This window comes from Pseudomonas sp. B21-019 (assembly GCF_024749225.1).
GTDB lineage: Bacteria > Pseudomonadota > Gammaproteobacteria > Pseudomonadales > Pseudomonadaceae > Aquipseudomonas.
Window position 1 is genome coordinate 858024 of the sequence record NZ_CP087193.1, and the last position, 23520, is coordinate 881543.

At 60.9% G+C, this 23520-nt stretch carries 16 protein-coding genes and 1 tRNA gene; 12 read left to right on the forward strand and 5 right to left on the reverse strand.

What is annotated here, in order from left to right; translation table 11 throughout:
• The first annotated feature begins 110 nt into the window (after nt 1-110).
• The 3 genes from rpsO to LOY36_RS03770 all read left to right on the forward strand — a co-directional run bounded on the left by rpsO (nt 111) and on the right by LOY36_RS03770 (nt 2985).
• Nucleotides 111-380, forward strand: coding sequence for a 30S ribosomal protein S15 (gene rpsO, locus LOY36_RS03760; RefSeq protein WP_011332409.1), 270 nt, complete (start codon nt 111-113; stop codon nt 378-380).
• Between the two features lie 197 nt (nt 381-577).
• Nucleotides 578-2683, forward strand: coding sequence for a polyribonucleotide nucleotidyltransferase (gene pnp / locus LOY36_RS03765; RefSeq protein ID WP_258672337.1), 2106 nt, complete (start codon nt 578-580; stop codon nt 2681-2683).
• A gap of 226 nt (nt 2684-2909) precedes the next feature.
• Nucleotides 2910-2985, forward strand: a tRNA-Thr gene (locus LOY36_RS03770).
• A gap of 9 nt (nt 2986-2994) precedes the next feature.
• On the opposite strand, the gene LOY36_RS03775 is transcribed toward LOY36_RS03770, so the two are convergent.
• Complete coding sequence (locus LOY36_RS03775; RefSeq protein ID WP_019651080.1) at nt 2995-3540, reverse strand: hypothetical protein; 546 nt, start codon at nt 3538-3540, stop codon at nt 2995-2997.
• A 304-nt stretch (nt 3541-3844) separates the two neighbouring features.
• Between LOY36_RS03775 and LOY36_RS03780 the strand changes: the two genes are divergently transcribed.
• Entirely contained in the window at nt 3845-4150 is a 306-nt protein-coding gene (locus LOY36_RS03780; protein ID WP_258672338.1) for a DUF6388 family protein, read from the forward strand.
• A 51-nt stretch (nt 4151-4201) separates the two neighbouring features.
• On the opposite strand, the gene nadC is transcribed toward LOY36_RS03780, so the two are convergent.
• Nucleotides 4202-5050, reverse strand: a complete 849-nt coding sequence (nadC, locus tag LOY36_RS03785; protein WP_019651082.1) for a carboxylating nicotinate-nucleotide diphosphorylase — start codon at nt 5048-5050, stop codon at nt 4202-4204.
• A 267-nt stretch (nt 5051-5317) separates the two neighbouring features.
• On the opposite strand from nadC, the gene LOY36_RS03790 reads away from it, so the two are divergent.
• The 4 genes from LOY36_RS03790 (at nt 5318) to LOY36_RS29075 (ending at nt 11341) form a co-directional block, all read left to right on the forward strand.
• The gene (locus tag LOY36_RS03790) at nt 5318-7525 is read left to right on the forward strand and encodes a DUF1631 domain-containing protein (RefSeq protein WP_258672339.1); all 2208 of its coding nucleotides are present in this window, start codon (nt 5318-5320) and stop codon (nt 7523-7525) included.
• Between the two features lie 64 nt (nt 7526-7589).
• Nucleotides 7590-8165: a 1,6-anhydro-N-acetylmuramyl-L-alanine amidase AmpD gene (gene ampD, locus LOY36_RS03795; RefSeq protein WP_258672340.1), complete on the forward strand. Its 576-nt coding sequence runs from the start codon at nt 7590-7592 to the stop codon at nt 8163-8165.
• A complete protein-coding gene (gene ampE, locus LOY36_RS03800) occupies nt 8162-8998 on the forward strand; it encodes a regulatory signaling modulator protein AmpE (RefSeq protein WP_064616142.1) in 837 nt (278 codons plus the stop codon). The genes ampD and ampE overlap by 4 nt, the downstream gene beginning before the upstream one ends.
• Before the next feature lie 1638 nt (nt 8999-10636).
• Entirely contained in the window at nt 10637-11341 is a 705-nt protein-coding gene (locus LOY36_RS29075; RefSeq protein WP_408981116.1) for a methyl-accepting chemotaxis protein, read from the forward strand.
• A 147-nt stretch (nt 11342-11488) separates the two neighbouring features.
• On the opposite strand, the gene LOY36_RS03810 is transcribed toward LOY36_RS29075, so the two are convergent.
• Nucleotides 11489-12265: a TatD family hydrolase gene (locus LOY36_RS03810; protein WP_258672342.1), complete on the reverse strand. Its 777-nt coding sequence runs from the start codon at nt 12263-12265 to the stop codon at nt 11489-11491.
• A gap of 3 nt (nt 12266-12268) precedes the next feature.
• Nucleotides 12269-13264, reverse strand: a complete 996-nt coding sequence (gene cra / locus LOY36_RS03815; RefSeq protein WP_018929498.1) for a catabolite repressor/activator — start codon at nt 13262-13264, stop codon at nt 12269-12271.
• A gap of 301 nt (nt 13265-13565) precedes the next feature.
• On the opposite strand from cra, the gene ptsP reads away from it, so the two are divergent.
• The 4 genes from ptsP to LOY36_RS03835 all read left to right on the forward strand — a co-directional run bounded on the left by ptsP (nt 13566) and on the right by LOY36_RS03835 (nt 20733).
• Nucleotides 13566-16433 (forward strand): phosphoenolpyruvate--protein phosphotransferase, encoded by a 2868-nt coding sequence (gene ptsP, locus LOY36_RS03820; RefSeq protein WP_258672343.1) that lies wholly within the window; start codon nt 13566-13568, stop codon nt 16431-16433.
• Nucleotides 16433-17374, forward strand: coding sequence for a 1-phosphofructokinase (gene pfkB, locus LOY36_RS03825; RefSeq protein ID WP_019582440.1), 942 nt, complete (start codon nt 16433-16435; stop codon nt 17372-17374). The genes ptsP and pfkB overlap by 1 nt, the downstream gene beginning before the upstream one ends.
• An 11-nt stretch (nt 17375-17385) precedes the next feature.
• Nucleotides 17386-19125 (forward strand): PTS fructose-like transporter subunit IIB, encoded by a 1740-nt coding sequence (locus LOY36_RS03830; protein WP_258672344.1) that lies wholly within the window; start codon nt 17386-17388, stop codon nt 19123-19125.
• Between the two features lie 66 nt (nt 19126-19191).
• Nucleotides 19192-20733, forward strand: a complete 1542-nt coding sequence (locus LOY36_RS03835) for an alkaline phosphatase (RefSeq protein ID WP_019582438.1) — start codon at nt 19192-19194, stop codon at nt 20731-20733.
• 180 nt (nt 20734-20913) lie between these two features.
• Here LOY36_RS03835 and LOY36_RS03840 read toward each other — a convergent pair whose 3' ends face one another.
• On the reverse strand, nt 20914-23442 hold the full coding sequence (locus tag LOY36_RS03840; RefSeq protein ID WP_258672345.1) for a sulfite reductase flavoprotein subunit alpha: 2529 nt from the start codon (nt 23440-23442) through the stop codon (nt 20914-20916).
• Nucleotides 23443-23520: the final 78 nt, after the last annotated feature.

The following is a 23520-nucleotide window of genomic DNA, read 5'->3' on the forward strand; positions in this document are numbered from 1 at the left end:
AGGGTGGCTGTTAACAGGCACGGTCACTACTCATTTTTAGATACAGGGATTTGTCCCTGGCCTGTTGAAACTGTTTTTCTGAAACAGTTTCCTGATAAAAGGATTGCCTCATGGCTCTCGACGTTCAAGAAAAAGCTCAAATCGTAGCTGACTACCAGCAAGCTGTTGGTGACACTGGTTCGCCAGAAGTGCAAGTTGCACTGCTGACCGCCAACATCAACAAACTGCAAGGTCACTTCAAGGCCAACGGTAAAGATCACCACTCCCGTCGTGGTCTGATCCGCATGGTTAACCAGCGTCGTAAGCTGCTGGACTACCTGAAAGGCAAGGACGTGAGCCGTTACAGCGCTCTGATCGCTCGCCTGGGTCTGCGTCGCTAATAAGCGATTGCGCTAGAGGTTGGTTGTTTGCTGTGTGCCAGCGGGTTTCCCGCAGGTACATGGCAGGCTCCCAGCCTCAAGTTTTATCTGGACAATAGTTTTACCCTGGACAATGACAGTCGGGCCGATTCCCGGCGTTGCCCAAGAATTTCGCAAGAAACCAGTTCCCCCAAGAGCCACAAAGAAGGTAGGACACCGTGAACCCGGTAATCAAAAAATTCCAGTTCGGTCAGTCGACCGTTACCCTCGAGACTGGCCGTATCGCCCGTCAGGCCTCCGGCGCAGTATTGGTCACCGTTGACGACGACGTCAGCGTATTGGTGACCGTAGTCGGTGCCAAACAAGCTGATCCAGGCAAGGGCTTCTTCCCTCTGTCTGTTCACTACCAGGAAAAGACTTACGCTGCCGGCAAGATCCCTGGCGGTTTCTTCAAGCGTGAAGGCCGTCCTTCCGAGAAAGAAACCCTGACTTCCCGATTGATCGACCGTCCGATCCGTCCGCTGTTCCCTGAAGGTTTCATGAACGAAGTGCAGGTTGTCTGCACCGTCGTTTCCACCAGCAAGAAGACCGATCCGGACATCGCTGCGATGATCGGTACCTCGGCTGCGCTGGCTATCTCCGGCATTCCTTTCGATGGCCCGATCGGCGCTGCCCGCGTTGCGTTCCACGAAAGCACCGGTTACCTGCTGAACCCGACTTACGAACAACTGAAAGCTTCGAGCCTGGACATGGTCGTTGCCGGTACTTCGGAAGCCGTGTTGATGGTTGAATCGGAAGCCAAAGAGCTGACCGAAGACCAGATGCTGGGTGCGGTACTGTTTGCTCACGACGAGTTCCAGGTGGTGATCAACGCCGTTAAAGAACTGGCCGCTGAAGCTGCCAAGCCGACCTGGACCTGGGCTCCACAGCCAGAAGCCACTGCTCTGCTGGGCGCTATCCGTGCCGAGTTCGGCGAAGCGATCTCCCAGGCTTACACCATCACCATCAAGGCCGACCGTTACGCTCGCTTGGGCGAACTGAAAGACCAAGTGGTTGCCAAGCTGTCCGGTGAAGAAGGCCAACCTTCGGCTGCTGACGTCAAAGCTGCTTTCGGCGAAATCGAATACCGCACCGTTCGCGAAAACATCGTTAACGGCAAGCCACGTATCGACGGCCGCGACACCCGTACCGTACGTCCGCTGAACATCGAAGTGGGTGTTCTGCCGAAGACCCACGGTTCGGCTCTGTTCACCCGTGGCGAAACTCAGGCTCTGGTCGTCGCGACACTGGGTACTGCCCGTGACGCACAGCTGCTGGACACCCTGGAAGGCGAGAAAAAAGACCCGTTCATGCTGCACTACAACTTCCCTCCGTTCTCGGTAGGTGAGTGTGGTCGCATGGGTGGCGCTGGTCGTCGCGAAATCGGTCACGGCCGTCTGGCCCGTCGTTCGGTTCAGGCCATGCTGCCTGCTGCCGACGTGTTCCCGTACACCATCCGTGTTGTATCGGAAATCACCGAGTCCAACGGTTCGAGCTCCATGGCTTCGGTCTGCGGCGCTTCCCTGGCTCTGATGGACGCCGGCGTTCCGATGAAGGCACCGGTTGCCGGTATCGCCATGGGTCTGGTTAAAGAAGGCGAGAAGTTCGCCGTCCTGACCGACATCCTGGGTGACGAAGACCACCTGGGCGACATGGACTTCAAAGTAGCGGGTACCGCCAAAGGTGTTACCGCGCTGCAGATGGACATCAAGATCAAAGGCATCACCGAAGAAATCATGGAAATCGCTCTGGGCCAAGCCCTGGAAGCGCGCCTGAACATCCTCGGTCAGATGAACCAGATCATTGGCCAGTCGCGTACCGAACTGTCGGAAAACGCTCCGACCATGATCGCGATGAAAATCGACACCGACAAAATCCGTGATGTCATCGGTAAAGGCGGCGCGACCATTCGTGCGATCTGTGAAGAGACCAAGGCTTCGATCGACATCGAAGACGACGGCTCGATCAAGATCTTCGGCGAAACCAAGGAAGCGGCTGAAGCTGCACGCCAGCGCGTTCTGGGCATCACCGCTGAAGCTGAAATCGGCAAGATCTACGTCGGTAAGGTTGAGCGCATCGTCGACTTCGGCGCGTTCGTCAACATCCTGCCGGGCAAGGACGGTCTGGTTCACATCTCGATGCTGAGCGACGCTCGCGTTGAGAAAGTGACCGACATCCTGAAAGAAGGCCAGGAAGTGGAAGTTCTGGTACTGGACGTGGACAACCGCGGCCGTATCAAGCTGTCCATCAAAGACGTAGCAGCGGCCAAGGCTTCGGGCGTTTAATTACCCCCGCGCCTGACCGTTGAACAGCAAAACGCCCCGACTGGTTCGGGGCGTTTTGCTGTGTGCAGGAAAAAGCTGAGCGTGGAATTTGGTGTGGCGAGGGAGCTTGCTCCCGCCGGGTTGCGAAGCGACCCCACTGTTTTACGACTGCTGCGCAGCCGAGCGGGAGCAAGCTCCCTCGCCGCAAGTTGCCGTACCTCGAGACCGGTGCTAGGTTTAGCCCACAGCCCGTGTAGCTCAGCCGGTAGAGCAGCGCACTCGTAACGCGAAGGTCGCAGGTTCGATTCCTGTCTCGGGCACCATTCCCCCGCTTACTTCACCTTTCTGCTCAGATCCTCGACGGTGCGCTTGAGCTGATCCATCGCGCGATCCTGATCGCTGATTTCCCGTTTAAGACTGGAGATCTCGCTGTTGTTCGAGCTGGAGCTGGAACCGCTGTTGCGCTTGAGCTCTTCCACTTGTTTGGTGAGAGTGTTCAGGTCGCGTTCCTGTTCATTGACCGTGCGCTTGAGATCATCAATCTCCTTGCTGCTGGAGCTGGTGCTGGAACCACTGTTGCGTTTGAGTTCTTCGATCTGACGGGCCTGTTCGCTGATAGTGCGCTTCTGGCTTTCGAGTTCGCTGGCATTGGCCTTCACGGTTTTTTGCAGGTTTTCCAGATCATCGATGCTGACACTGGTTCTGACGAGCGTGTCCTTGCCGTATGAATTGTGGAGAGCGGAGATTTTGTCGGAGTACAGCGAAGGGTCAGAGGCGACTTCGACAGCCGCTTGAGCTGCGCTGGCCAATGTCAGGCTGCCGAGCAGCAGGGTAGCAGCGGCAAGACGGGTAGACGAAAGCTTCGAAAAACTGCGCATCACTGGGGTTCCTTGTGAAGTGCCGATATGGCACATCGCTATGACTTGGGATTTGAATTTATGTTCCCCGAGGTCTCCAGCATCTCTTGCACACAGCTTTTTGCGGGATAGATGTAAAGAGCCGTGTAAATCGTCGGCAAAACGTCCTATATTCGTTGCCTGCATGAGCATCGCCCAGCAGTTTTCAGATGATCCCGAATGGTTCTGAAGGCCAGACAAACCGGGCTTCAAACGGTTTTTTTGCGTCAGAGAGATCCTTGATGATCCAGATCCATCTTCCATTCCCCAGATCAGCGAGAACGCCATGACCGTTAAAGAATTGACCCAAGAAGCCAGACACGAAGAAGCCCTGAAAAAGTACGTACTGGATGCACCCCAGTTACTGGAAGAGATCAAGGACTTGCCTGCCGACGATCAGAAAGACCAGATCCAGTGGGCATTCGAGGATGAGGCAGAAGCCCAGGGCTTGCAGCCTTGGGAACTGACGCTCAAGTACACCTCAAGCCCCGAAGAGTACGAGGCCGCGCGCCTGGCACTGCACAAGGAGGCGGCCGAGGTATTGGGTGTCGAGTGGGAAGAGTACTGCGAGATGAACAATCTGGTGGTCTGAAAAAAACGCCAGCCTTCATGAGGCTGGCGTTTTTGATTATCAGGGGCGTGATCAGAGACTCAGGCGCATCGACAGATCCACCGCCTTCACATCCTTGGTCATCGCACCAATCGAAATGTAATCCACCCCGGTTTGCGCAATCGGCAGCAACGTACTTTCGTTGATGCCGCCGCTGGCCTCCAGTTTTGCCTTGCCGGCGTTCAGGCGCACGGCTTCGCGCATGTCATCCAGGCTCAGTTCATCGAGCATGATGATGTCGGCCCCCGCCGCCAGAGCTTCTTTGAGCTCCGCCAGGTTCTCCACTTCGATCTCCACCGGTTTACCCGGAGCGATCTTGTGCGCGGCAGCAATAGCCTCAGGGATGCCACCGCAGGCGGCGATATGGTTTTCCTTGATCAGGAAGGCGTCATACAGGCCGATGCGGTGGTTGTAGCAACCGCCGCAGGTCACGGCGTATTTCTGGGCCAGACGCAGCCCCGGCAGGGTTTTGCGGGTATCGAGCAACTTCACTTGGGTTTGGGCGACGAAATCCGCCAGGTACTGCGCGCGCGTGGCCACGCCCGAGAGCAGTTGCAGGAAGTTCAGCGCGCTGCGTTCGCCGGTGAGCAGCGAGCGTGCCGGGCCTTCGAGGTGGAACAGCACCTGATTGGGTTTCACCCGCTCGCCATCGCTCACCTGCCAGTGCACGGCGACCCGCGGATCCAGCTGCCGAAACACGGCATCGACCCATGCAGTGCCGCTGATGACGGCCGCGTCGCGGGTGATGATGGTGGCTTTGGCCAGACGTTCGGCCGGGATCAGTTGCGCGGTGATGTCGCCGCTGCCGATGTCCTCGAGCAACGCACGGCGCACGTTGGCTTCGATTTCGGCGGTCAAATCGGCGAGACGTAGATTCGGCATAACGGGCTCCACAAACAAAGTGGCCCGATTATAGGGCCATGGCGCGAGGCAACCCAAGGCATCAACAACCATCCCGTCGTTCGCAAACCTGCATTTGGTCGATTCGCGCGAGCAATTGGCGCTAAGCAAGGGTCACTCATAAACGTCTATTGCTTGGTGACGCGCAGAGTCAGCTGGCACAAGGGGGGGCTTTTGTCGATAATCCGCCTTGCATTTGACGTCATGGCTTTGACGTGAACCGAAGAATCACCGTTTCAGGAGGCTTGGATGCACAACGACGGGAATGTAGTGCCTTTGCACAAGGCGACTACCGATCAGGCGACTCATTCGCTGCTCGCCCGCCTGCCTGTGATTCTTCTTCAGGTTCGCGACAAAGCTGCCCAACAGCTCAAGCAGGGTTTGCAGGAGCTGTTCGATAACGCCGACGACACCTTGTTCGAAATGGCCGACCGGGCCCGGAACGATGTCGAGCAAAACATCTTCTTCGAAGCCATGCGCGATTTGCGCCTCAAGCGCAAAAGTATCGAGCGCGGTTTTCTCGAGCAGTTCCTCGAGGCTTTCCTCAGACTCACGCAGTGCGACACCTCACAGGCTGCCTTGCCCCGGGTATTGGCTTTCGATACCTCGGTGTCGCTATCCCATGACGACATGGAGCGTAATGTGGCGGTGGAGGTCATGGTCGGCAAAGTGCTGAACCGTGATGGCTTCGCCCTCGACCAGCTCACCGCCCGACTGAGCACCTTGCTGGGCAAGAAACTGGTCGAACAGCACAACCCCCTGGGGCCGACGCTGCTCTGCGAGTATTTCCTGCAGGCGGGGCGCAACCTGGGGATGGAGATCAAGGTCAAGCTGATCATCCTCAAGCTGTTCGAGCGCTATGTGCTCAGCAACGCCGATCAGCTCTACGCCGAGGCCAATCAACTGCTGATCGCCACCGGTGTGCTGCCGGACCTCAAGCCCGCCCCGGCGCGACGTGCCACTGATCGAGCGGCTGCCAGTGCTCACGCCGACCCTGTCGAGGCAGGGAGTCGCAGCGGCAATCCACAGATTGACGAGGGGGTGCAGGAAGTTTTCGCCGCCTTGCAGGAGTTGCTGCTCCATGTGCGCGGCAGCGTTGCGCCGACCCTGGAGGTCAGTGCCCAGACCCAGCCCATTTCTACCCGCGATCTGCTGCGACTGCTCTCGCACTTGCAGCAATACGTGCCGGCGCTGGCGGTTCAGGACGACTTCGACCTGCGTAACCAGCTCGAACTGCTGCTGACCCGGGTCAGCGTCAAAAGCGGCAGGTCGCGGGTGGTCGGGGTGGCTGATGAAGACGTGATCAACCTGATCGCCATGCTCTTCGAATGCATTCTCGATGACCGCAACCTGCCGGACTCCCTCAAGGCGCTGATCGGCCGCTTGCAGATTCCGATGCTGAAAGTTGCGGTGCTCGACAAGAGTTTTTTCAGCCGCAGCAGCCATCCCGCCCGGCGCTTGCTCAACGAAATCGCCGCGGCGGCCATGGGCTGGGGCGAGTGCGATGACCATCAGCGCGACAGTCTGTACCTGCGCATTGAGCAGGTGGTGCAGCGCTTGTTGAACGACTTTGTCGATGACCCGGCGATCTTTTCCGAACTGCTGGCGGATTTCCTCGCCTTCACCAATGACGAGCGTCGTCGCAGTGAATTGCTGGAGCAGCGCACCCGAGACGCCGAAGAAGGCCGCGCCAGGACCGAACTGACCCGTCAGCGCGTCGAGCAGGCGTTGAATCAGGTGTTGGTGGGCAAGGTTTTGCCGCACAGCGTGGTGGTGTTTGTTCAGGAGGCCTGGAGCAAAGTGCTGTTGCTGACCGGCCTCAAGCACGGTGATCAGTCCGCCGAATGGCACGCCGATGTGCAGACCATGGAGCAGTTGATCTGGAGCGTTCAGCGCCATGACGAACCCGATGCGAGCCTGCGCTTGTTGGCGCTGGTGCCAGGGTTGCTCAAGTCGTTGCGCGATGGGCTGAACAGCTCGGCATTCGACCCGTTCGCCACCAGCGAGTTTTTCAGCGAGCTGGAAGCCCTGCACGTTCAACTGTTTGAGCGTCCGGGCCAGAACAGCTCGCCTGTCGAGGGGCCGATGATGGTGGAAGTGCAGGAGGAAATCGTGCTTCGTACTGCTGACGAAGGCCCGGTCGAAACCGCCTCGGTGCGTTTGCCGGAGGATGATGTCGCGCTACTGCAAGTCGATCAACTGCGCCCGGGGTGCTGGGTCGAGTTTCAGGAAGACGAGGAAAACACCCTGCGTTGTAAATTGGCGGCGATCATTGAAACCACCGGCAAGTACATCTTTGTCGACCGCACCGGAATGAAAGTGCTGGAGCACAACCGTACCGGCCTGGCCCTGGAGTTTCGGCGTGGCGCGGTGCGCACGCTGGACGACACCTTGCTGTTCGATCGGGCGCTGGAATCGGTGTTGGGCAACCTGCGGCGTCTCAATCGCGGCAAGTGATCGCGCGCCGAGGGTCTATCGCGGCATACTGGGCGCCAACACAGTCGTCGTTGAAGGAGCCTGTATGCAGTTGGACCCCGCGAGTGGTTGGTGTCAGGGTGTGCGTTTATGCCCTTCGCCCAACTTCAATGCGCGCCCCGAGGGCGAGATTTCCCTGCTGGTGATCCACAACATCAGTCTGCCGCCCGCGCAGTTTCTGACCGGCAAGGTGCAGGAATTTTTCCAGAATCGTCTGGATGTCACGGAACATCCCTACTTTGCAGGGATCGCCGACCTGCGGGTGTCTGCGCACTTTCTGATTGAACGTGACGGCACCGTCACTCAGTTTGTCTCTTGTCTTGAGCGCGCCTGGCACGCCGGCGTTTCGTGTTTCGAGGGACGGGAAACCTGTAACGATTTTTCCGTGGGCATCGAGCTTGAAGGCACGGATGATCTACCGTTTACCGATGCGCAATATCAAGTGTTGACGGCCCTGACCCGACAGTTGCAAAGCGCCTTCACGGGTATCACCGCGCAACGTATCTGCGGGCATAGCGACATTGCACCCGGGCGCAAGACTGATCCGGGACCGGCGTTTGACTGGGCGCGCTATCGTGCGGACCTGGCAAAAGCCGCTCAGGAAGAAGAGGAGCAACAATGAGTTTTCTGGTGCTGCTGTTAGCGGTCTGGATCGAGAAATTCTCGGCCCTGCGCCATCGGGTTCAACGTGATGCGGGTTGGGTGCGTGAGCTGAACAAGCTTGAAGTGAGCCCACGCATGAGCAACCGTCCGTGGCTGATACTGGTGGTGCTGGTGTTGTTGCCGGTGGCGCTGCTGGGGTTGCTGTTGGTGGTGCTGGACCCGGTGGCCTATGGCTTGCTGGCGTTGCCCGTGCACCTGTTGGTGGTGATTTACAGTCTGGGGCGTGGCGATCTGCTGGCCGGCCTGGGGCCGTTTCGCGATGCCTGGCGCCGGGAAGACCTGCAGGCTGCCGCCCATGTGGCCAAACGCGACCTGGATATCTGCGCCGACAGTGGCGAGCAACTGCTGGAACGGGTGCAGGGGCATCTGTTGTGGGAGGCCTATCAGAGCTTTTTCGCGGTGATCTTCTGGTACTTCCTGCTGGGCCCGGTCGCGGCCCTGAGCTATCGACTGCTGGCGCTGGCCGAAGAGCATGGGCAAAACCCGGCCGTGGTCGAGCGCGCGACACAACTGCGCCACGCGTTCGATTGGGTGCCGGTGCGGTTGCTGGCGGCGAGCTTCGCGTTGGTTGGCAACTTTGTCGCGGTCAGCCGGGTGATGCTGCATGAGCTGCTGAACTGGAACATCAGCGCCGCCCAACTGATCGAGAAGGTCGGACTGGTTGCCGGTGAAATTCCGGCGCCGGTGGTCGGCCCGGACGGCATCAACAGCCTGGACCGGATCTGGGAACTGCTGCTGCGCGCGGCGGTGCTTTGGTACGCCGGTTTTGCGTTGTGGACTGTTTTGTCGTAATCCAAACACATCTGAAGCGAACTTCATTGTGGCGAGGGAGCTTGCTCCCGTTGGGTCGCGAAGCGGCCCCAGGCCCCCCGGCGCCCGTCCAGATAGACCGACTTGTCTGGATTTACGACTGCTTCGCAGCCGAACGGGAGCAAGCTCCCTCGCCACAGGGGCTCATCCGCTCCAACAACGGCGACCTGTCGTTAACCTTAAGTTACAAAACCTCCTTCCGATTTAGGCTATACAGAGGCAGCGCCAATAGTGGCTATCTGCTGTCTCTGCGCGCCTGCCAATAAAAATAAGAAATCAAAGGGAGACTTCACAGTGAAGAGCTTGCTCTATCCCGCCGTCGCGCTGATGAACCGCCTGAGCTTCGGCATGAAGTTCAGCCTGATCAGCGTGCTGTTCCTCGTACCGATGCTGGTGACCAACTTCTATCTGGTGCGCGACTCCTATCGCGAATTCCAGGGCACCCGGGTCGAGTTACAGAGCCTCGACCTGTTGGGCAGCGGCCTGAGCCTGCGTCGGGACCTGGAGACCCTGAACAACCTGGTACAGATCAACGTCATCCTGGGCCAGTCCGGCAAGGCCAATCATGTCGAATCGACGATCAGTGCCCTGGAGCAAAGCGTCCTGAGCCGTTTGCAGGGGCTGGCGGCGATGACCACTGACCCGGAGCAAATCACGTTTTTCGATGGTAAACGCGATGAAATGATCGCCGCGTTCAAGGCCCAGCAAGCGGAAAACTCCCTGCAAAGCAAAAGTGCGCTGATCGGCAAGTTGCTCGGTAATGCGCAGATTTTCAGCCAGATCATCGCCAGTCAGGCCGGCCTGAGCCGCGACAGCCAGAGCGACATGCGTCAGCTGAGCGAACTCATTACCAACGTCACGCCGGCCGTCACCCAGACACTCGGCGAGGGCCGGGCGATGGGGTCTTACTCGCTGGGGCAGGGTTTTCTCAATTCGGCCTCGAGTACCCGATTTGATGAGTTGCTGGCGCAGATCGAGAGACTTCAGGCCGAATACGGCCTGAAGTTGAAGGACGCACTGGGCTCCAGTAAAGCCGCGCACGAAACCCTGGCGGCTCAGGCAGAAAGCAGCAAGGCCTCCCTGAAAAAGGCCAGTGAACTGTTCGAAGAACAGGTGGTGATGGCCGACACCCTCGATGCGCCGTGGCAGGCCTTTTTCGATCAGGTCACGGGCCTGATGGACCAGACCTATCAACTCAACGAAGCCACTCTGAAGTTTCTCGGCACCCAGTTGCAGCAGCGGCTGGAGCAGCACCGTACCCACATGGTGTTGCAGGCGGTGGCGCTGGCGCTGGTGTTCGTGTTGATTTTTTACCTCTATGGCGGGTTCTACGCCTCGACCCGCACCACCCTCAAGCGTCTGGGCGCGGTGATGGACAAGGTGGCGGCCGGTGACATGACCGTAACCTTCAGCGCCAACAGCCGCGACGAACTGGGCGAGTTGGGCGAGGTGTTCACCGGTACCGTGAAGAAAATCCATGATCTGATCGAGCGAGTGGGGCAGACCGTCAGCGAGGTCGAGCGCCAGGCCGGGCAGGTCGAAAGCGTGTCCGCCCAGAGCAACCAGGCGGTGGCGGGGCAGCGTACGCAGATCGAACAGGTCGCCACCGCGATGAACCAGATGTCGGCCACTTCCCTGGAGGTGGCGCGCAGTGCCTCTGCGGCGGTTAGCAGTGCCCACAGCGTCAATGACGAGACCATCAGCGGTCGCGGATTGGTGGAGTCCCAGCAGGGCAGCATCGCGGCGTTGGCCAGCGAAATCGATCAGTCGGTGCGGGTGATCAATCAACTGGCCAGCGACAGTCAGTCCATCAGCCGTGTGCTGGAAGTGATCAAAAGCATTGCCGAACAGACCAACCTGCTGGCCCTCAACGCCGCCATCGAAGCCGCGCGCGCGGGCGAGCAGGGCCGGGGTTTTGCGGTGGTGGCGGATGAGGTGCGGACCCTGGCCAAGCGCACCCAGCAATCGACCGAAGAAATCGAGCAGATGATCGCCAAGTTGCACAGCGGTGTCGGTGCGGCGGTCAAGGCAATGGGCACCAGCCATCAGATGGCCAACGGCACCGTCGGGCAGTCGGAAAAGGTCCAGCAGGCGCTGGAAAACATCCTCGGCGCCGTCGGCATGATCGTCGACCAGAACCAGCAGATCGCCGCTGCGGTAGAGCAGCAGACCGCTGTAGCTCACGACATCGACCAGAACATCGTCGAGATCAACCGCGCCGGCGAGCGTACCGCCGAAGGCGCGCACCAGACCGAGAATGCGAGCCGAGCGCTGTCGGCGCAGGTGGTGGAGTTAAAGCAATTGATCAGCGCGTTCCGGGTTTGATGTGGCGAGGGGGCTTGCCTCCGTTGGGTCGCGAAGCGGCCCCCGGCGCCGGTCCAGACAGACCGAGTTGTCCGGATTTACGACTGCTTCGCAGCCGAACGGGGGCAAGCCCCCTCGCCACAAAAGCCCGCTCCCACAGGTATTGGATTACCAGTTGAACAACTCACACGCATTGGTGGTGCTGGCGGCGGCCAGTTGTTCGGGGCTGATCGTCATGAGGGTGGCCAGTGCCGCGCAGATCGCCGGCAAATGGGCCGGGCTGTTGCGTTGGCCGGGGAACATGGCGGGGGCCATGTCCGGTGAGTCAGTTTCCAGTACCACCGATTCAAGGGGTAAACCGGCAATCACCCGGTGCATGCGCAAGGCCTGCGGCCAGGTCGCGGCGCCGCCGAGGCCGAGTTTGAAACCGAGCTTGATGTATTCGCGAGCCTCTTCCTGACTGCCGGCGAAAGCGTGAATGATCCCTGCCCGTTTCAAGCGAAACCGTTTGAGCGTGGCAATCACCGCCGCGTGACTGCGTCGCACATGAATCAACGCTGGAAGGTTGAAGTCCGCCGCCAGTTGCAGTTGGGCGTCGAACAGCGTTTGCTGACGTTCACGATCGAGGGTTTCGATGAAGTAATCCAGGCCGATCTCGCCCACCGCGCATAGTTGGCGATGGCCCGCTAACCGCGTCAGCCAGTCACCGAGTTCGGTCAAATCTTCAGGGCGATGGTCATCCAGATACACCGGGTGCAAACCAAACGCCGCGTGCAGATCGGGATCGCTTTGCACCAGCTCCCAGACCCGCTGCCAATTGGCCTGATACACCCCCAGCACCACCATCCGCCGCACGCCGAGGGCGCGGCTCTCGGCCAGCAGCGCCTGACGATCCGGGTCGAAGTCCGGAAAGTCCAGGTGAGTGTGGGTGTCGATCAGTTCCACGGTTCAGTCCTGAAGAATACGCTGCTTGAACGTCCGCGCGATGGCCTGCACGCCGGGCTGGTAATCGGCCTGTTCGATGGCGGTCACTGCCAGTTCCAGGGCTTTGTCGGCGATCAGTTGATGCTGCTGGGCCATGGCGTTGACCGGCAGCGGCAGGAAGTCCAGCAACTGCGTATCACCAAAGGTGCCCAGGCGCAGCGGGCGGCTTTTCAGCGGGAAATCGTGCAAGGCATCGAACACGCCCTGAAGCAGCACGTAGGAGGTGGTCACCAGCGCATCCGGCAAATGGCCCAGGCGTTGGATCAATTCTTCCATCAGTTGTTTGCCGCACTCACGGCTGAACGACTCGCCGTGCTCGATCAGCGCCTCGCCTTTGAAACCGTTCAGCGCCTCCTTGAAGCCCGCTGCCCGCTCCTGGCTGATACTCAACTCAGGGCGTGCGCCGAGCAGCGCGATCTGTTTTGGCAGCGGCGTCAGCAGGCTGCGGGTCAGGTGCAGGCTGGCTTCGCGATCATCGCTGATCACCGAGCAGAAATGCTCGGGCTCCATCACCCGGTCGATGGCGATGATCGGGATGCCTTTGGCCTGCAACTGGCGATAGCTGTCGTCACCGGCCGGCAGGCAACTGGCGACGATCAGCGCATCGCAGCGGCGGGCGCGGAACAGTTGCAGCAATTGCCGTTCGCTGTCCGGCGCATCGTCGGAGCTGGCGATCAGCAGCTGATAGCCGCGCGCCCGGGCGCCTTGTTCCAGCAGTTTGGCGATTCGCGCGTAACTGGGGTTTTCCAGGTCCGGCAGAATGAAGCCCAGGGTGCGGGTGTGCCGACTGCGCAGCCCGGCGGCCTGCGGGTTGGGCGTGAAGCCATGTTGTTCGACCACTGCCCGCACGCGCTCGACAGTGGCGCTGCTGATGCGTTGCTGTTCGGCCTTGCCATTGATGACGTAACTGGCGGTGGTCACGGAGACACCGGCCAATTGTGCAATATCACTGAGTTTCAACCCGGTATTCCTTGTTTTTAGAGCGTGCCCCGACATTTTCGCCAATCCTACCCGATTGAGGCAGGCGACCATTGTCGCAGCACATCCGATAATTGGACTTCAAGGATGAGACATTATCGAGTAACGTGCCTAAGATTCTAGATTAAACGTTTCAGCAGGCGTATTTTCTACGTTATAGGTCGCTTTGGTCGGTTCTGCCGCGAAACCGCCAAAACTGCGTCTGAAAAGGTGTACTCAAAACGCCTAAGCTGAATCAATCAAAACAATACCTGGCGCCACACGGCGCCAAAAAGGAGAAAGCATGCTCGAGCTCACCATAGAGCAGATATCCATGGGCCAGTCGGCTGTGGATAAAGCCACCGCCTTGCAATTGCTCGCTGACCGACTCGTGACCGATGGCCTGGTGGCCGACGGTTACCTCGCAGGCTTGCAGGCCCGGGAAGCCCAGGGCTCGACCTTTCTCGGCCAAGGTATTGCCATCCCCCACGGCACTCCGGAAACCCGCGATCAGGTATTCGCCACCGGCGTGCGGCTGATGCAGTTTCCTGACGGCGTGGACTGGGGCAATGGCCAGATCGTTTATCTGGCCATCGGTATCGCCGCCAAATCCGATGAACACCTGCGCCTGCTGCAACTGCTGACCCGTGCCCTCGGTGAAACCGACCTGGGCCAGGCCCTGCGCCGCGCCAGTTCCGCCGAAGCCTTGCTGAAATTGCTGCAAGGTGCGCCACAAGAGCTGGCACTGGATGCACAGATGATCGGCCTCGGTGTGTCCGCCGATGACTTCGAAGAGCTGGTTTGGCGCGGTGCCCGTTTGCTGCGTCAGGCCGATTGCGTGAGCAACGGTTTTGCCGGCGTCTTGCAGCAGGTCGAAGCGTTGCCGCTGGGCGATGGCCTGTGGTGGCTGCACAGCGAGCAAACAGTGAAGCGTCCCGGCCTGGCGTTCGTTACCCCGGACAAACCCATCCGCTACCTCGGTCAGCCGCTGAGCGGGCTGTTCTGCCTGGCCAGCCTCGGTGAAGCCCACCAGGCACTGCTCGAACGTCTTTGCGCGTTGCTGATTGAAGGTCGCGGCCATGAATTGGGCCGTGCCACCAGTAGCCGCGCGGTGCTGGAAGTCCTTGGCGGTGAAGTGCCGGCGGACTGGCCGAGCGCACGCATTGCCCTGGCCAACGCCCACGGTTTGCATGCGCGCCCGGCGAAGATCCTCGCGCAACTGGCGAAAAGTTTTGAAGGCGAGATCCGTATACGCATCGTCGATGGTCACGACAGCGCGGTGTCGGTGAAGAGTTTGAGCAAACTGCTCAGCCTTGGCGCCCGTCGCGGTCAGGTGCTGGAGCTCATCGCCGAACCGGTCATCGCCGCCGACGCCTTGCCGGCCTTGCTGGCGGCCATCGAAGAAGGCCTCGGTGAAGAAGTCGAGCCGCTGCCCGCGGTGAGCCAGCAGCGCGAAGTGCTCGTAGAGGTGGAGGTCACCGAAACACTGTTCGCGCCAGAGTCCGGCAGCCTGATTCAGGCGATTGCCGCGGCACCGGGGATCGCCATCGGCCCGGCGCATATTCAAGTGCTGCAAGTCATCGATTACCCGCTGCGCGGTGAGTCTGCGGCCATCGAGCGCGAGCGTCTCAAGCAAGCGCTGGCCGATGTGCGTCGTGACATCGAAGGTCTGATCGAGCGCAGCAAGGCCAAAGCGATTCGCGAGATTTTCATCACCCATCAGGAAATGCTCGACGACCCGGAATTGACCGACGAAGTCGAAACCCGCCTCAAGCAAGGTGAAAGCGCCGAAGCGGCGTGGATGACGGTGATCGAAGCCGCCGCCAAACAACAGGAAGCGCTGCAGGACGCGTTGCTCGCCGAACGGGCCGCCGACTTGCGCGACATTGGCCGTCGGGTGCTGGCGCATTTGTGTGGCGTCGAAACGCCTGCGGAGCCTGCGCAACCGTACATTCTGGTGATGGACGAAGTCGGTCCGTCGGATGTGGCGCGTCTTGATCCGACGCGCGTCGCCGGCATTCTCACCGCTCGCGGTGGTGCCACGGCCCACAGTGCGATTGTCGCCCGGGCCCTGGGTATTCCAGCACTGGTGGGCGCCGGCGCCGCCGTGTTGCTGCTGAAACCGGGCACGCCGCTGTTGATCGATGGCCAACGCGGCCGCCTGCACGTGGACGCCGATGCTGCGACCTTGCAGCGCGCCACCGAAGAGCGCGACACCCGCGAACTGCGCCTGAAAGCCGCCGCCGAACAACGCCATCAACCGGCGCTGACCACCGACGGCCACCCTGTGGAAGTGTTCGCCAATATCGGTGAAAGCGCAGGTGTCACCAGCGCGGTGGAGCAGGGCGCCGAAGGCATTGGCCTGTTGCGCACCGAACTGATTTTCATGGCTCATTCACAAGCGCCGGACGAAGCCACTCAGGAAGTCGAATACCGTCGTGTACTCGATGGCCTTGCCGGGCGGCCGCTGGTGGTGCGCACCCTCGATGTCGGTGGCGACAAACCGCTGCCGTACTGGCCGATCGCCAAAGAAGAGAACCCGTTCCTCGGCGTGCGTGGCATTCGCCTGACCCTGCAACGTCCGCAGGTCATGGAAGCGCAATTGCGCGCCTTGCTGCGTGCGGCGGATAACCGTCCCTTGCGGATCATGTTCCCGATGGTCGGCAGCGTCGATGAGTGGCGCCAGGCTCGGGACATGACCGAACGTCTGCGTCTGGAAATCCCGGTCGCCGATCTGCAACTGGGGATCATGATCGAAGTGCCGTCGGCCGCCTTGCTGGCGCCGGTATTGGCCAAGGAAGTGGACTTCTTCAGCGTCGGCACCAACGACCTGACCCAGTACACCCTGGCCATCGACCGTGGTCATCCCACTTTGTCGGCTCAGGCTGACGGCTTGCACCCGGCGGTGCTGCAACTGATCGACATCACCGTGCGTGCGGCTCATGCTCATGGCAAGTGGGTCGGCGTGTGCGGTGAACTGGCGGCCGATCCGCTGGCGGTGCCGGTGCTGGTGGGCTTGGGTGTGGATGAGTTGAGCGTGTCGGGCCGCAGCATTGCCGAGGTCAAGGCGCGCATTCGCGAACTCAGCCTGACCCAGACTCAAACCCTTGCCCAACAGGCCCTGGCCGTGGGCAGCGCGAACGAAGTCCGCGCATTAGTGGAGGCGCTGTAATGGCCAAGATCTTAACCCTGACCCTCAACCCGGCGCTGGACCTTACCGTTCAATTGCCGATGCTTGTGCCCGGTCAGGTCAATCGCAGCGACGAAATGCACACCCACGCCGCCGGCAAAGGGGTGAACGTGGCACAGGTGCTGGCCGACCTCGGGCATCAGCTGACCGTCAGCGGATTTCTCGGGGAAGACAACCTTCAGGCGTTCGAAACCCTGTTCGCCAAACGCGGCTTCACCGACGCGTTTATCCGCGTCCCCGGCGAGACCCGCAGCAATATCAAACTGGCGGAAAACGATGGGCGCATCACCGACATCAACGGCCCGGGGCCGCGGGTCAGTGAAGCGGCGCAGCAGGCTTTGCTCGATCGGCTCGACCAGATTGCACCAGGGCATGACGCCGTCGTGGTGGCCGGTAGTTTGCCCCGTGGCGTGAGTGCCCAATGGTTGCGAGAGTTGATCCAGCGCTTGAAAAAGCGCGGCTTGAACGTTGCGCTCGACACCAGCGGTGAAGCCTTGCGCGTCGGCCTGTCGGCTGGCCCGTGGCTGATCAAGCCCAACACCGAAGAGCTGGCTGAAGCACTGGATTGCGAAGTGGTTTCCGTGGGCGCCCAAGCCGAGGCCGCGAGCCGTTTGCATGCTCATGGCATCGAGCACGTGGTGATTTCCCACGGTGCCGACGGGGTGAACTGGTTCAGTGTCGGCTCGGCGATGCATGCCACACCGCCCAAGGTCAGCGTGGTCAGCACCGTCGGTGCGGGGGATTCGTTGCTGGCGGGCATGTTGCACGGCTTGCTCAGTGCCGATACGCCTGAACAGACCTTGCGTACCGCCACCGCGATTGCCGCCATGGCCGTGACTCAGATCGGTTTTGGCATCGGCGACGCCGCGCAACTGGCGCAGCTCGAACAGGGCGTGCGCGTGCGCCCCCTGACAGAACAATAAGAGGGTTTGCAATGAAATTAGCCATTGTTACGGCCTGCCCGAACGGCATGGTCACCAGTGTGCTGTGCGCTCGTCTGCTCGATGCAGCGGCCCAGCGTCAGGGCTGGAGCACCAGTGTCGAAGTCGTGGATGCAGCCCATCCGGAACGTCAATTGTCGGCGGCGATCATCGAGGCTGCCGAGTGGGTGTTGCTGGTCACCAGCGCGCCGGTGGATATGTCGCGCTTTGTCGGTAAACGTGTGTTCCAGAGCACCCCGGCCCAGGCCCTGCAAGATGTCGAAGCGGTGCTGCGCCGTGGGGTAGAGGAAGCCGAGGTTTACGTAGCGCCCGCAGCCACCGCTGAACCTGCCGCGGTTGCTAAACAGGCGCCACGCCTGGTGGCTGTCACCGCGTGCCCGACCGGTGTCGCCCACACCTTCATGGCCGCCGAAGCCTTGCAGCAAGCGGCCAAGCGTCTGGGTTACGACCTGCAAGTGGAAACCCAGGGCTCGGTCGGCGCACGCAATCCGCTTAGTGCAGAGGCGATTGCCGATGCTGATGTGGTGCTGCTGGCGGCAGACATCGAAGTTGCCACCGAGCGTTTCGCCGGCAAGAAAATCTACCGCTGCGGCACAGGCATCGCCCTGAAACAGGCCGAAGCGACGCTGAACAAAGCCCTGGCCGAAGGCAAGCAGGAAAGCGCTGCGACCGGCGCCAAAGGCCCGGCCAAGCAAGAGAAGACGGGTATCTACAAACACCTGCTGACCGGTGTCTCGTACATGTTGCCGATGGTGGTGGCGGGCGGTCTGATGATTGCCTTGTCCTTCGTGTTCGGCATCACCGCGTTCAAGGAGCAAGGCACGCTCGCAGCGGCGCTGATGCAGATTGGCGGCGAGAGCGCGTTCAAACTGATGGTGCCGCTGCTGGCGGGTTACATCGCCTACTCGATCGCTGACCGTCCGGGCCTGGCGCCGGGGATGATCGGTGGTTTGCTGGCGAGCACGCTCGGTGCCGGTTTCATCGGCGGTATCATCGCCGGTTTCATCGCTGGCTATGCGGCCCAGGCGATCAACCGTTATGCGCGCTTGCCGCAAAGTCTTGAGGCGCTGAAACCGATCCTGATCATTCCGTTGCTGGCGAGCCTGTTCACCGGTCTGGTGATGATCTACGTGGTTGGCAAACCGGTGGCCGGGATGCTCGCGGGGCTCACCCACTTCCTCGACAGCATGGGCACCACCAACGCCATTCTGCTCGGTGTGCTGCTGGGCGGGATGATGTGCGTCGACCTCGGTGGGCCAATCAACAAGGCGGCTTACGCGTTTTCGGTGGGGTTGCTGGCATCGCAGAGTTATGCACCGATGGCCGCGACCATGGCCGCCGGCATGGTGCCGCCGATTGGCCTGGGCATCGCCACGTTGATTGCCCGGCGCAAGTTCGCCCAGACGGAACGCGAGGCCGGTAAAGCGGCGCTGGTGCTGGGGCTTTGCTTTATCTCCGAAGGGGCGATTCCGTTCGCGGCCAAAGACCCGCTGCGGGTGATTCCGGCGAGCATTGCTGGCGGTGCGCTGACCGGCGCGTTGTCGATGTACTTCGGCTGCAAACTGATGGCGCCGCACGGTGGATTGTTCGTGATGCTGATTCCGAATGCGATCAACCATGCGCTGTTGTATCTGCTGGCGATTGTGGCCGGGAGTCTGCTGACGGCGGTGGCGTATTCGGTGCTCAAGCGGCCTGAGGCGGTGGAGTTGGTGCTGGAGCCGGCTAACGCATAGATCTTATTTGTGTCATACCTGATTCATGCGGCCATGCTTTAGTTTTCCTTTTTCAGGGAGAGCACTATGAGCGAATTCGACCTCGGCCGCCGTCGTGTCATACAAGCTGTCGGAGCCGGGCTGTTGCTGCCCGGCCTGGCGCCGGCGGTGATTGCATCGGTCAAGGATCGGCCGCAACTCACCGATGGTGTGCAGTCCGGCGACCTGTTGGGCGACCGGGCGATGATCTGGAGCCGTAGCGATCGCGCGGCGCGGATGGTGGTGGAATGGGACACGCGCAGCCTGTTCAGCAACCCCCGTCGATTCGTCTCGCCATTGGCCGATGCCGGCACCGATTTCACCGCTCGGGTCGAACTCACCGGCCTGCCCGCCGATCAGGCAATTTTCTACCGCGTGACGTTCGAAGACGCCCAGAGCGGTGTCGCCAGCGAGCCGTGGTTCGGCCATCTGCGCAGTGTGCCCAGCGCTCGGCGGAATATTCGCTTTGTCTGGAGCGGCGACACGGTTGGCCAAGGCTTCGGCATCAATCCGGACATCGGCGGCATGCGCATCTACGAAGCCATGCGTTTGCGCCTGCCGGACTTTTTTATCCACAGCGGCGACACCATCTACGCTGATGGCCCGGTGCCGGCGCAACTGACCACCGAAAGCGGCCGGGTGTGGCGCAACATCACCAGCGAAGCCAAGAGCAAAGTCGCCGAAACCCTCGACGAGTATCGCGGCAATTACCGCTACAACCTGATGGACGAAAACGTCCGTCGTTTCAACGCCGAAGTGCCGCAGATCTGGCAGTGGGACGACCACGAAGTGGTGAACAACTGGTCGCCGGGCAAGCAACTGGATGATCGCTACAAGAGCAAAGATATCCACAGCCTGGTGGGCCGCGCGCGGCAAGCCTGGCTGGAATATGCGCCGATGCGTTTGCAGAGCGCCGACGGTGGCGGGCGGATTTATCGCAAGCTGAGTTATGGGCCGATGCTCGATGTGTTCGTGCTCGACATGCGCAGCTACCGGGGTGCCAATGACGACAACCTCGGTGCCGCCAAACCGTTCCTCGGTCGAGAGCAATTGGATTGGCTCAAACGTGAATTGAAAGGCTCCCAGGCTCAATGGAAAGTCATCGCCGCCGACATGCCCATCGGCCTCGGCGTCCCGGACGGCGAAGTCAGCCCCGGTGTGGCGCGTTGGGAAGCGGTGGCCAACGGTGATCCGGGCCCGGCTCAGGGCCGTGAACTGGAGATCGCTGAATTGCTCGGTTTTCTGCGGGCGCAGCAGGTGCGCAATTTCGTTTGGCTGACGGCGGATGTGCATTACTGTGCGGCGCACCATTACCATCCTGATCGCGCGGCGTTCCAGGACTTCGAACCGTTCTGGGAATTTGTCGCGGGGCCGCTGAATGCGGGCAGCTTCGGGCCGAATGCGCTGGATAAAACCTTCGGCCCCGAGGTGGTATTCCAGAAGGCACCCGCTGCGCAGAACACCTCGCCGTTTGCCGGGTTTCAGTTTTTTGGCGAGGTGAACATCGATGGGCAGTCGGGTGAGTTGAGTGTCGTGCTGCGGGATCTGGATGGGGTGGGGGTGTTCGAGCGTAAGTTGCAGCCGGTTTGAGGGCTTGAGCGAAGTCCTGTGGGCGCGACCTGTGGCGAGGGGGCTTGCCCCCGTTGGGCTGCGAAGCGGCCCCAAAATCTCTGATGCATCAACGATCTTGTGAGTGCTACGCACTCAAACGGGGCGGTGCGGCGTTCCGACAAGCCCCCTCGCCACAGGTCCCGCAGGGATCAACGGTGTTCAGTAAACGTCGCGGCGGTAGCGGCCTTGTTCGATCAGGCGCTCGACTTCATCCGCACCCAGCACTTCATTGAGCACTTGGTCCACTCCTGAAGCCATCCCCTGCAAACTGCCGCAGATGTAAATTACGGCGCCATCGGCCAGCCATTTTTTCAAATCATCGGCCGATTCGCGCAGGCGATCCTGCACATAAACCTTCTCGGCCTGATCGCGGGAAAACGCCAGGTCCAGACGCGCCAGATCACCGTTGATCAACCACTCTTCCAGCTCCGCACGGCACAGGTAATCGTGTTCCCGATTACGCTCGCCAAACAGCAGCCAGTGGCGCTGCTGCCCGTCGGCAATCCGTGCCTTGAGCAAGCTGCGCAACCCGGCCAGACCGGTACCGTTGCCCAGCAGGATCATCGGTACCGGCTCGTTCGGCAGATGGAAACCACTGTTGCGCCGCACCCGCAGGCTGATGTGGCTACCCACGGGGACGTGTTCGGTCAACCAGCCAGAACCGATGCCCAGGCTGCCATCGGGGTGCAGCTCCTGACGCACGATCAATTCCAGCACGCCGTCGGCGGCGATCGAGGCGATGGAGTATTCGCGCAGGGCCAGCGGCACCAACGCGTTCACCAGCGCTTGCGCGTGCAGGCCGACCAGATGAACGCGGTTCTCGGGCAGTTGGCGGCTGGCCAGGGCTTGTTCCAGAGACTGCGCCAGGCCATCGAGTTCCACCGTGGCCCGACCGTCAATGCCCAGGCCCTCGAGGAAATGCTCGATCGCCCACGCACCATTGCGCGGCAGCACTTCTACCAGATCACCGGCCAGCCAACTGCTGGTGCTGGGAGCGGTGAGGCCGAGCAAGTACACGGGAGCACCGCTGCTGTCCGGGTTCATCAGCTCACGGCGGGTCAGGGTCCAGTTGTCGTAGCTGGGCGCTTGCCAGGTGTCGACCGGTGCCTGACCCGTCAGCAGACCGAGTTGCTGTTGCCAGTGACGCAGGGCGTAAGGGTCGCCACCGTCGACTTCCACCGGGGCGAACAAGGTCTTGCCGCCGTGCTCGCCCAGCCAGGTGTGCAAGCGACGGGCGAAGCCGCAGAAGTGTTGATACTGGCGGTCTCCGAGGCCGAGCACGGCATAGTTCAAGCTGTTCAGGCTCGGTGCACGACCCAGCACTTTGCGTTCGAAACCACGGGCGCTGTCCGGCGCTTCGCCGTCGCCGAAGGTGCTGACTACAAACAACGCGTTGCTGGAGTTTTGCAGGTCCTGTTCGCTGACATCGGCCAGCGGTTGAACATTCACCGGTAACCCGGCGGCCTGCAATTGGCCGGCAGTCTGCCAGGCGAGTTGCTCGGCAAACCCGCTCTGGCTGGCGAAGCCGATCAGCCATGCCGGCGCGTTGCTGCCCGGTTGCGCGAGGCCTTTGCGGGCGTCCTTGATCTGGCGTTTCTTGCGTCGACGGTCCAGGTACAGCAGCCAGCCGGTGACGAAAAACAGCGGCATGCTCAGCGCGGCGATGGTCAGGATGATTCGCCCGACCATCCCGAAATAACTGCCGACGTGCAGTGCATAGATGCTGGTCAGCAGTTGCGCCTTGAGGCTTTTGTCGCTGTAACGGTCATGACGGCTGACCGCGCCGGTCACCGGATCGAGGGTGATCTGGTTCCGCGCCTGGTCATGGGGCGAATCCTTCAGCAGGTAGAACACGGTTGCCGGTTGCCCGGCCACTGGCGGCATCCGAACATTGTAGGACGAAAGACCAGGGCCGGCGGCGCTGTAGATGCTGCTCCACATCGCGGCGTAATCGGCGGTGGGGGCCGGGCCGCTTGGCGCAGGGCCGCGACCACCACGAGCTCGCTCGTTTTGTGGCGAATCGGAAAGTAGCCTGGTCAGCCCTTTGTTGTACCACTCGTACGACCAGGACAACCCGGTCAGTGCCGCCAAAAGGTAGAACACCAGGCACCAGGTGCCGGCCACCGAGTGCAGGTCCCAGTTGAAGCTGCGGCCCTTCTTCTTCCAGTCCAGCGTCAGCCAGGCGCGCCAGCTTTTCCACTGGCGCGGCCAGCGCAGGTACAGGCCGGACAGGCAGAAGAACACCAGAATCAGCGTGCAGGCGCCGGTGATCTGCCGGCCGGTATCACCCATGGCGAGGAAGCGGTGCAGTTGCAGCATCAGACCGAAGAAGTCCTGGCCGGTGACGTCGCCCATGAACTCGGCGGTGTACGGGTCGAAATAACGCATCTGCCCGCGACGTTCGCCGGGCGGCGCCGTGAAGATCACCCGCGCAGCATTGCCGCTGTCGATCTCGACCCAGAGCATCGAGACGATCTTGCCCGAAGCGCTTTCGATTTTCTCCACCAGTTCGGCCGGTGGCAGCACGCCGGCGATCTGCTTCTCGACGTGCAGCACGGAGGGGTTCAGCGTTCGCAGGATTTCATCCTGAAACGATACTGCCGCCCCGGTAATGCCCATCAGGGCCAGGACCAGTCCGGCGCTGATGCCGAAAAACCAGTGCAACTGGAACAGGGATTTCTTCAACACGTCGCTCGCCTTGTTCGTTCAAAAGTCATCATCACGGCGCGCATTATGCCGTGAGTTGTCGAGAAGCATTCTTTTTTA

What these genes read in the sequence shown, in the direction of transcription:
- rpsO (WP_011332409.1), top strand. Translation starts at nt 111, where the DNA reads ATGGCTCTCGACGTTCAAGAAAAAGCTCAAATCGTAGCTGACTACCAG.
- LOY36_RS03775 (WP_019651080.1), bottom strand. Translation starts at nt 3,540, where the DNA reads ATGCGCAGTTTTTCGAAGCTTTCGTCTACCCGTCTTGCCGCTGCTACC.
- LOY36_RS03780 (WP_258672338.1), top strand. Translation starts at nt 3,845, where the DNA reads ATGACCGTTAAAGAATTGACCCAAGAAGCCAGACACGAAGAAGCCCTG.
- nadC (WP_019651082.1), bottom strand. Translation starts at nt 5,050, where the DNA reads ATGCCGAATCTACGTCTCGCCGATTTGACCGCCGAAATCGAAGCCAAC.
- LOY36_RS03790 (WP_258672339.1), top strand. Translation starts at nt 5,318, where the DNA reads ATGCACAACGACGGGAATGTAGTGCCTTTGCACAAGGCGACTACCGAT.
- ampD (WP_258672340.1), top strand. Translation starts at nt 7,590, where the DNA reads ATGCAGTTGGACCCCGCGAGTGGTTGGTGTCAGGGTGTGCGTTTATGC.
- ampE (WP_064616142.1), top strand. Translation starts at nt 8,162, where the DNA reads ATGAGTTTTCTGGTGCTGCTGTTAGCGGTCTGGATCGAGAAATTCTCG.
- LOY36_RS29075 (WP_408981116.1), top strand. Translation starts at nt 10,637, where the DNA reads ATGTCGGCCACTTCCCTGGAGGTGGCGCGCAGTGCCTCTGCGGCGGTT.
- ptsP (WP_258672343.1), top strand. Translation starts at nt 13,566, where the DNA reads ATGCTCGAGCTCACCATAGAGCAGATATCCATGGGCCAGTCGGCTGTG.
- pfkB (WP_019582440.1), top strand. Translation starts at nt 16,433, where the DNA reads ATGGCCAAGATCTTAACCCTGACCCTCAACCCGGCGCTGGACCTTACC.
- LOY36_RS03830 (WP_258672344.1), top strand. Translation starts at nt 17,386, where the DNA reads ATGAAATTAGCCATTGTTACGGCCTGCCCGAACGGCATGGTCACCAGT.
- LOY36_RS03835 (WP_019582438.1), top strand. Translation starts at nt 19,192, where the DNA reads ATGAGCGAATTCGACCTCGGCCGCCGTCGTGTCATACAAGCTGTCGGA.